The sequence below is a fragment of the uncultured Methanobrevibacter sp. genome, from assembly GCF_902774605.1.
GTDB lineage: Archaea > Methanobacteriota > Methanobacteria > Methanobacteriales > Methanobacteriaceae > Methanocatella.
Genome location: NZ_CACYJE010000069.1, coordinates 1 through 9,110, shown reverse-complemented (window position 1 = coordinate 9,110; position 9,110 = coordinate 1). Strand labels below are relative to the sequence as shown.

Annotated in this window: 12 protein-coding genes and 3 pseudogenes; 14 read left to right on the top strand and 1 reads right to left on the bottom strand. The window is 40.7% G+C overall.

All coding sequences use genetic code 11. The features are described from left to right. From QZU77_RS09880 to QZU77_RS09860, 5 genes and pseudogenes are all read left to right on the top strand, one after another. Positions 1-343 (top strand): annotated as a pseudogene (locus QZU77_RS09880) (nitrogenase iron protein); the annotation flags it as partial. Between the two features lie 2 nt (positions 344-345). Beyond that, entirely contained in the window at positions 346-840 is a 495-nt protein-coding gene (locus QZU77_RS09875) for a methylated-DNA--[protein]-cysteine S-methyltransferase (protein ID WP_295603635.1), read from the top strand. 1 nt (position 841) lies between these two features. Continuing rightward, complete coding sequence (locus QZU77_RS09870; RefSeq protein WP_295603633.1) at positions 842-1,201, top strand: hypothetical protein; 360 nt, start codon at positions 842-844, stop codon at positions 1,199-1,201. Next, positions 1,201-2,370, top strand: a complete 1,170-nt coding sequence (locus QZU77_RS09865) for an MFS transporter (protein ID WP_295603631.1) — start codon at positions 1,201-1,203, stop codon at positions 2,368-2,370. Before QZU77_RS09870 ends, QZU77_RS09865 begins: the two co-directional genes overlap by 1 nt. A gap of 37 nt (positions 2,371-2,407) precedes the next feature. Continuing rightward, complete coding sequence (locus QZU77_RS09860) at positions 2,408-2,926, top strand: YgjV family protein (protein ID WP_295603629.1); 519 nt, start codon at positions 2,408-2,410, stop codon at positions 2,924-2,926. A 24-nt stretch (positions 2,927-2,950) separates the two neighbouring features. Here QZU77_RS09860 and QZU77_RS09855 read toward each other — a convergent pair whose 3' ends face one another. Beyond that, positions 2,951-3,535, bottom strand: coding sequence for a YqhA family protein (locus QZU77_RS09855; protein ID WP_295603628.1), 585 nt, complete (start codon positions 3,533-3,535; stop codon positions 2,951-2,953). Between the two features lie 121 nt (positions 3,536-3,656). Here QZU77_RS09855 and QZU77_RS09850 point away from each other — a divergent pair, with 121 nt between their 5' ends. The 9 genes and pseudogenes from QZU77_RS09850 to QZU77_RS09810 form a co-directional block, all read left to right on the top strand. Further along, positions 3,657-4,301 carry an HAD family hydrolase gene (locus QZU77_RS09850; RefSeq protein ID WP_295603626.1) on the top strand — a complete coding sequence of 215 codons (645 nt, stop codon included), beginning with the start codon at positions 3,657-3,659 and terminating at the stop codon, positions 4,299-4,301. A 16-nt stretch (positions 4,302-4,317) separates the two neighbouring features. Then, a complete protein-coding gene (locus tag QZU77_RS09845) occupies positions 4,318-4,668 on the top strand; it encodes an arsenate reductase family protein (protein WP_295603624.1) in 351 nt (116 codons plus the stop codon). 30 nt (positions 4,669-4,698) lie between these two features. Continuing rightward, positions 4,699-4,899, top strand: coding sequence for a nitroreductase family protein (locus QZU77_RS09840; protein ID WP_295603637.1), 201 nt, complete (start codon positions 4,699-4,701; stop codon positions 4,897-4,899). 5 nt (positions 4,900-4,904) lie between these two features. Further along, positions 4,905-5,492, top strand: a pseudogene (locus QZU77_RS09835) (nitroreductase family protein). Next, positions 5,489-6,124 carry a flavodoxin family protein gene (locus QZU77_RS09830; protein ID WP_295603622.1) on the top strand — a complete coding sequence of 212 codons (636 nt, stop codon included), beginning with the start codon at positions 5,489-5,491 and terminating at the stop codon, positions 6,122-6,124. The pseudogene QZU77_RS09835 and the gene QZU77_RS09830 overlap by 4 nt, the downstream one beginning before the upstream one ends. 370 nt (positions 6,125-6,494) lie before the next feature. After that, on the top strand, positions 6,495-6,866 hold the full coding sequence (locus tag QZU77_RS09825; protein WP_295603620.1) for a helix-turn-helix domain-containing protein: 372 nt from the start codon (positions 6,495-6,497) through the stop codon (positions 6,864-6,866). Positions 6,867-7,193: 327 nt separating this feature from the next. Then, complete coding sequence (locus tag QZU77_RS09820; protein ID WP_295603618.1) at positions 7,194-8,516, top strand: MATE family efflux transporter; 1,323 nt, start codon at positions 7,194-7,196, stop codon at positions 8,514-8,516. 113 nt (positions 8,517-8,629) lie between these two features. Further along, the gene (gene gatC, locus QZU77_RS09815; protein WP_295603616.1) at positions 8,630-8,845 is read left to right on the top strand and encodes an Asp-tRNA(Asn) amidotransferase subunit GatC; all 216 of its coding nucleotides are present in this window, start codon (positions 8,630-8,632) and stop codon (positions 8,843-8,845) included. 11 nt (positions 8,846-8,856) lie between these two features. Beyond that, positions 8,857-8,994: pseudogene (locus tag QZU77_RS09810) on the top strand (amino acid-binding protein); the annotation flags it as partial. Positions 8,995-9,110: the final 116 nt, after the last annotated feature.

Genomic DNA, 9,110 nt, shown 5'->3' with positions numbered 1-9,110 from the left:
CATGGCATTGTATGCGGCAAACAATATTGTAAGGGGTGTCAAAAAGCTCAAGGGAAATCTGAGCGGCATTGTTTGCAACTGCCGTAACGTCGATAATGAGGAGCAGATTGTCAATGACTTTGCAGAAAAGATAGGCACACATGTTATTGGCACTATCCACAGAAGCAATTTGATACAGGAAGCTGAATTAGATGCAAAAACCGTTGTGGAAAAATACCCTGAAAGCGAAGAAGCACAAGAATACTTTAACCTTGCTTCAAGCATCATGCATAATGAAAACGTCTCCACTCCCGAGCCGATGGATGATGTGGAATTTGAAGAATTTTTTAAATCATACCTGTAAACATGTACTACTTAACTAACTACTCCTCGCCGATAGGGGACATGGCAATCATAAGCGACGGGCAATCCATCAACAGGGTCTCATTTCTCAATCAGAAATACTTCAAGCCGTCACTGGTCGATGAGATCAGCAGTGAGGATGACCTTGAAATATTCGCTAAAGCAAAAGCTTATCTTGATGATTACTTCAAGGGATTGAACCCTGAAATAGACTTTAAACTGAATCCGCACGGAACAGACTTCAGGTTGAAGGTATGGAAGCTGCTCCTGGAGATTCCATATGGCGAAACGGTGACCTACGGACAAATCGCTCAAAAGATATCTCCGACAATGGCCGCCCAAGCGGTTGGAGGGGCAGTGGGGGCAAACCCGATAGCCATAATGATACCCTGCCATAGGGTGATAGGCAAGAACGGTGACTTGACAGGCTATGCCGCAGGATTGGACAAGAAAATAGAATTGCTTAAAATAGAGGGCGTATTGGATACTGGTGATTGAAGTGAATTATTCTCCATTGAGGCTAATTACAGTAATCCTCTCATTATCGCTTGTTTTTTTCCTTGAATTTTTCACTAATGTTAACAGGAACGTCATAGTGTCCATTGTTTTAATCTTGATTTTTCTGATAATTTTCACATTCATCTTTAAAATAAGGGGACCTTCAAACCTGAAGGTAGCATTGATACTGTTCATATTTCTCATTTTACCATTATTCATATTATATTACTCCGGATTTTTCGCTTCCGTTGGATTGATGGGCACTGCTGCAGCGGCTGTCGTAACGGTCATATTGGGAATAATGTCAATAATCACTATTGTCGAGGTCAACTACATTAGAATTGATTACGGTGAGGATTAATGCCTGGTCGGGAAAAGATTTTCACGAAACAATTCTTTTTGATATTTGCAGCATTGCTCTTCACTGCCCTTGTCATGTATGCATTGATGTCAACCGTCACTGAATACGCCACTGCACTGGGCTCAACTGCAACCATTGCAGGGCTTGTTTCTGGAATCTATATCTTCGGCGGATTGTGCTCAAGAATATACTCTGGAAACGCCTTGGAAAAGATTGGCTGGAAGAAAACCGCATTGATATTCATGAGCATCCATTTCATATCCTGCCTACTGTACTTCCTCGTGAATAATGTGGAATTCCTATTGATTGTCCGCTTCATCCATGGTATAGGCTTCGGTGCATCCGCCAATGCAATAGTCACCATAGCAACCGCAATACTTCCAAAGAAACGCTTCGGCGAGGCATTCGGATACTTCATGCTTGGAACCACCCTGGCTGTGGGGCTCGGCCCATACATGGGAGGATTGCTCTATGATTATGCAGGTTCAACCGGTTGCTTTTTGGCCGCAAGCATATTCGCAGCCCTCGCATTGCTCTTCATATGCTTCATTGACGTAACATCACGCGACCCCGGCGTTAACAGGGATTTGATTCAAAAAGAAGAGAAGTCATATTCCGGGCTGGAGAAAATATTCGAGTACAAGGCGATTCCGGTATCCCTCTTCACTGCACTGACAAGCCTCGGTTACGTGTCGATCTTGTCGTTTTACCGGCTCTATGCCGTTGAGGCGGATTTGGTCGGTGCGTTTTCATGGTTTTTCATAATATACTCAATAGTCCTGATAGTGTCCCGTCCGATTGCGGGCAAAATCCAGGACAGGTATGGGGACATGATAATCTGTGTAACGGGCATCATTGCACAATCCGTAGGCTTGCTGCTGATTGCATTAATGCCATCGGCATTGACGGTGATTGTCTGTGCAGTCTGTGCGGCACTGGGTTTCGGAACGCTTAACTCCGCAGGCACAACCATAGTCACACGCAGCACCCCCGAGCACCGCAGGTCATATGCAGTGTCAACCTTTTTCATATTCTGTGATGCCACAATGGGTTTCGGACCGGCACTGCTTGGAAGCTTCGCAACTGCAAGCTACGCTCCAATCTATCTGATTTCATCACTCATAACATTCCTTGCATTGCCGATTTGCATATATTCCCTTAGGCGATAGGTTAACTTTATTTAACAAATCCCATAAATAATTCCTTATGGACATCGGGCTGAATATCGTCATAGGCAACATAATCTCACTTGTAGCGGGAGTATTCATAATACTGAGCATGTGGGTCAATGATGAAAAGCAGGCCTATAAGTACCAGTTCCTCAACGCGTTCATCCTGGTAATATCCTCGGCATTCTTCTTTTCATGGACCGGCGTTGTCACAATGGCAATTGCCGCCACTCGTAACCTGATGGTTTATTACGATAAGCTGACATTCAAGTGGACAATATTTTTCATCATCATATCCCTGGTGTTGGGTTTGCTCGTAAACACCATGGGCATTGTCGGGCTGCTTCCAATCATTGCAATCATCCAGATTACCCTATGCAACTATTACTTGAAGCATATAAAGACAATCAAGACAAGCTTCATAATTAACAGCGGAATCTATATAGTTTATTTCCTGGCGATTTATGACTTCTCATCAGCGGCCATTGAAAGCATCACAGCGCTGATAGGGTTGGTATCATTGTATAAGCTGATATTTCACGATTCAAAAAAATAGGCATTATAAGAGATGGTGAGTCTCTTATAACTTGTACTGGTCCTTTTCAAGCTGGACCAATTCTTCCTTGCTTTGCATGACATGCCTTTTCTCGGAGAGTATCTCCATCATCGCAAACACCACTCCGGTCACGACAAATGTCAGGTGAAGCATTATCCTCCAGAATTCCACGTTCGGATTGATTGATGGGACATTCAGGAAGTCCTGCAGCAGCTCGATGAGGGAAATCGCCACGACTGAACCGATGATTTTAAGCTTAAGGCCTGAAAAGTCAAGTCTGCCCATCCATGACGGACGGTCGATATGGTCTTCTGATGCATCGATTCTTGATACGAAGTTTTCATATCCTGAAAACGCAACAATCAATACCAGATTGGCTACAAGGGTCAGGTCCAAGAGTTCCAGGACATGCATTATCCATTCGTTGTAGGATAATGTCTGCATTATCATGATGAATCCGATAACGTCGCCTATGAATTTCAATAGGATCAAAATGAGAATAACGATTAGCAGGAAGTACATTGGAGATAAGATCCAACGACTCGCATATAGTAGTTTTTCAATGTTGTCTTCGAATTTATGCCACAAATCCCTTAGTGAAATTTTCATACACCTCTAATCATTCATTATAATTATATTTTGATTAATATTAATATTTAAGTCGAGTAAAGCAATATGTTTCATCAGCATTGTGAAAGAATTAAATTTTTAAAGCCACAAATGTTATATCATGAAAAAGCTTGCAATATTTGATTTTGACGGTACACTGTTCGATTCAGTATGGGATGTTATAGACTGCTTCAACGAGGCTTTGACACGCTATGATTTTCCAACATTGACATATGATGAGTATATTGGTTGTCTGGGTGGAAATATCGATGAGATTGTTTCCCTTGTCCTGAAGGACAACAGCACTCCCAAAAACATTGAAAAGGTCAAGAGAACATATCTTGAATTGTATAATCCGTCGCCAAAAGAGAAGACACTCCCATTTCCGGGGGCTCATGAATGCCTAAGAAACCTGCAGGACAAGGATGTGTTGTTGGCTGTCAACTCCAACAGGCTCGACTATTCGCTCAACCATTTCATAGACAGGTTCTTCGCCGACATTGATTTCGTCCTTATTGAGGGCCACAAGGAGGATTATCCTTCAAAACCCGATCCCTATGGGGTCAACAGGATTATGGAAAAGGCCAATGTAGACTTGGATGATGCAGTATACATTGGTGATTCGAAAACCGATATCGAAACAGCTAAAAATGCAGGTGTCGATTGCATAATCGTGACATGGGGCTACGGCAATCAAGGCGACTATGAGAATGAATACAATATGGATACTGTTGACGAATTCGATGATATAGTTAAATATTTTTAAAAATATAAATAGTTTCATGTTATTTGTACAATACCCGAAATGCTCAACATGCCGCAAGGCTCAGAAATGGCTGGATGAGCACAATATAGAATACGAATCAAGACACATTATAGAAGACAATCCACAGGCCGATGAAATCAAGGAATGGTACACTCAAAGCGATTTGCCGTTGAAGAGATTCTTCAACACAAGCGGGATGAAATACCGTGAGCTGAAACTCAAGGACAAGCTCCCGGACATGAGTGAGGAGGAGCAGTTCGTGCTTCTTGCAACCGATGGAATGCTCGTGAAACGCCCGATCATTGTCGGGGATGACTTTGTCTTAACCGGTTTTAAGGTCAAGGAATGGGAAGAAAAGCTATTGTAGGCTCATTCGGGGGAAGTGATTGTATTGGATATGATGCAAATCATCAAAACAAGAAAAAGCGTCAGGACATTCAATGATGAAAAACTTTCAAAAGAGGATATTGAGGATATTTCATCATTTGCAAACGGCATCAGGAATCCCTACGACATTCCAATGGAATTCACCATATTGAATTCAGAGGAATACGGCTTGTCAAGCCCTGTGATTGAGGCGAGGAATACTACATTATAGCAAAAGTGCCAAAAGCCGAGCACTGCGAAGAGGCTTTCGGCTATTCCTTTGAGGAAATGGTGCTGTATGCATGGAGCCTTGGAATAGGCACCACATGAATCGGAGGAACGCTCAACCGTGAAATATTCGAGAATGCGGTTGGCGTGGGGGATGATGAATACATGATGATAGTCTCCCCATTGGGCTATCCGTCAGACGACCATTCAAAAGTGGATAAAAACCTTAGGGAAATGGTTAAGGGCAATGAAAGATTCCCTTACCGTGAACTGTTTTTTGAAGAGGACTTCAACACTCCACTCGAATCAGTTGAGGATTGCCTTGAAGCAGTCCGTTGGGCACCGTCAGCGGCCAACAGGCAACCATGGCGTGTTGTCAAATCCGGCAAGGATTATCATTTCTATGTCAGGCACACTGAAGGATACCGGTCAGATGTTGGATGGCAAGTCCAGAAGATTGACCTGGGAATAGCCATTTCACACTTCATGAACATTGCCGAGGCGCAATTCACCATTGATGATCCTGGAATCGAGACTGATGAATTCACTGAATATATCGCAACATTATCATTAAATAAAACGGAAGTGACATTATGACTAAAAAAATAGTAGCAGTAAACGCAGGTCCAAGAAAGGGATGGAATACCGACACCTTAATCGATGAAGCAATCAAGGGCGCTGAATCAGCAGGCGCTGAAGTCGTTAAGTTCAACCTGTTCAGATTGGAAAAATACACTGGCTGCGTTTCATGCTTTGCATGCAAGAAAGAGAAACATAAAGGGCATTGCATCCGTCGGGATGGATTGACCGAGGTGTTGGATGCAATACGCGAAGCCGACGGCCTGATTATCGGATCACCAAACTATCTTGGAGAGATGACCGCTTCTTTTCGCGCACTTTATGAACGCCTGGTTTTCCAAAACCTGACATATAATGCTGAGGTTCCATGCTGCAACGAGCATTTCATACCTGTCCTGCTGATAATGACAAGCAATGCACCGGATGACATGTACCTGTCCTTGCTTCAAAACTATCAGGGGGTTTTCACCAATTTTGTAGGGCCTACTGAAGTTTTTGTAAGCGGCGAGACATTGCAGCTCAAGGATTACAGCAAGACCGATTGGCCATGGTTCTTCAATCCCGAGGAGAGGTATGAAAGGCATGAGAAGGTATTTCCATTGGAGAAAAAGGAAGCCTTTGAAAAGGGCAAGTCATTGCTTTTGAGATAGCTAGAATTTTTTGATTTTAACCCATTTGCTTGGGAAAATGGTAATATTGGAGTGTTAATGGGTGATGAGTCAATCTCATCTCAAAAAATTCTTTCTCGTATTTCATTTTTTAAGGGAATATATTTTCTTTTTGAGATATCAATTTTTTTTTAGAGGTTCGGTTGTTCATTTTTTTAAGAGGAAAAACTTCTAAGTTTTCTATACGTTCAAGCTATCTCTTTGAAAGCCACAGTGTTGCAACTTTCAATACAAACTTAGGATAATGGCATATAAATGCTTTTTGTAACCGTTCAGTTACTTCAAAACCGAAACATTTATATACTTCAAAAACAAGTTAATATAGCCGACTAGTTTTTTGGAGGTAATGATAATGGAAATCGATAAGCATATTGTATCCTGCCCTATGGAATTAGTTGTATCTTTAATTAGGAAAAAATGGGTTATCCAGATTATTCGTGATCTCTTCTTTGGAAAAACCAGATTTCATGAATTCAAGGAGGATAAGCCGGAACTTTCCAATAAAGTATTAAGTAACTGTCTTAAAGACATGGAAAAAAACGGTCTCATTCACCGTATCGTCGACAAGTGCGATAAGAAGAATGTGAAATACTATCTGACTGAAAAGGGAAAGTCACTCAACAAGGTGCTGTATGAAATCGCAATGATCAGCGTTGACGGCCAAACCTATTCGGACAAGATTAAAAATGAAGTGAAAGCAACCTTTAAGGACAAATTATTATAACCTATTGAGTGGGGAGCGGTGCCCCATTAATCATTATTTTTTTCAGGTATGCTGATTTTTTTCAAATATCATTCAATCATTTGTAATTTATTCATTACATTTTTAGTTTTTTCATTTTCAATTATCTCATTTTAAAATTAGAAACATTTATATACTTTGTTTCAATTAATTAATAATGGCTTATTTTATACAAGAATATTCTTTATACAAATATGGTCGTTTCAGTATTAAATGACTCACAAAGAATTAAAACTCTTTTGCAGCACTTTACATACTATTTTTCTATATTATTGGAGGTATTATTATTAATTTTAGAGAGGGTGCTCTATGAAAGTTGAGCAATTAATTACAAATCCTAAAAAGAGTATCATTGGATTAAGCATACCGATGATATTGTCTTTATTTTTAACTATGATCAATAACCTTGCCGATGCAATGTGGGTGTCAGGATTGGGTTCAGATGCGCTTGCTGCCATTGGTATTGTGACACCATTGTTCATCATTATTATCGGACTTGGAATTGGATTGTCCGCAGGTGTGAACTCATCCGTTGCACGTTTCATCGGCCGAGGGGACATGAAAAATGCCGGAAACAGCGCAACACACGGTGTATTGTTGAGCATAATAGTCAGCATAGTGGTTCCAGGTTTAATCTTATTGTTCTTAGATCCATTGTTAATCGCTATTGGCGGTGCGAATGTCTTGGGGCTAGCACATGAATACGGTGTCTGGATTATTGCAGGAGGATTCACAATCATCATCCAGAACATATACTGCGGAATATTCAGATCAGAAAACAAGGGTGTAAAGGCAACACTCCCTATTGCTGTAGCGGCGGCTCTAAACATAATTCTTGACCCGATATTCATATACAATCTTAATATGGGCGTTGCAGGGGCTGCGATTGCAACAGTGCTTGCTAATTTCATAGGTCTTTTAATGTATCTCTACTGGTCATACATTAAAAACGACAATACAATTGATGTTAGAAGCTACTCCCGTGACATGTCAATATATAAGGACATAATCTCTGTAGGAGTTCCTGCAAGTGCAGAGCAAATCATAATGTCCCTGTTCTCAATGGTTGTCAATGTGATATTGGTGATGGTTGCAACCACAGATTCCGTTGCAGTATATACTACAGTATGGAGACTGATAAGCATTGGAATAATGCTGCCCGTTGGTTTCGGAACCGGTGGTATCAGTGTGTTCGGCGCATTGTTCGGTGCAAGGAAAAGCGATGAAATCGTGGAATCATTCAACTACATTCACAAGATCGGTTTTATCGGTTGTATAGCAATGGCAGTGATTCTAGCGGTACTGTCACCATACCTTGCAATGCTATTTGGCGGAGCTGGATTGAATGATGAAATATCAAGAGTAACCATACTCCTATGCCCTTATGTCGTGTTTGCAAGCTGGAGCATCATCTCAGGCTGTGTGCTTCAAAGTTTTGGAAGGGGAGAATTAAGCCTAGGATTCACATTCTTCAAGCAAATTGTCTTGACACTGGTTTGCATCTGGCTACTGCTTGGAATGGGTGAAGATGGTGTATACTGGGGTATTGTGATTGCAAACTTCATCGGAAGCTTCATACAGGTAATATTCACTTACAGGTATGTTAAGGGAATTCAGAAATATTACAGATAGCTGATTTTCAGCTACTTTTCCTCTTTTTTTTAAAAACCTATTAAATCTTTAACTTTATTAATATTGAAAAACATAATAATAATATTATTAATTATTTAAGGAGTTTATGTTTTATGTCAATCGAAAAAGATGCAGAAGAAATTATAGAAAAATTCTCAAAAACATTAGAAAACATTCCAGATTCAGATGAAACCTGGTACATTACCGATAACCTAAATCTAACTCGTGAAGACGAGGCTCATGAGAAAAACCCTGAAAAAATATTAAGAAACGCCAACATTGATAAAGATGGCAATCTCATCGTTAAAAGGGCTGATTGGACAAATTAAGAGTGGTTTAAATGAGAATAAATTTAGTTCTCGAACTTATGGACACTCCAGGACAATTGGTTAAGGCATTGGAGCCAATCAGCAGTCTTGGAGCAAATCTGGTAACTGTAATTCATAAGAGAGATTATAAAAACAAAGGATCCGCTATATGATATTTTACAAAACCTGTTGTTCATAAGCTTCATAGCCTTATGTATCGGCTGCAGCTCCATAACCGTAAGACTCGAAATACGGTGGATTTATGTAAGCTACGCCGCAGCACTTC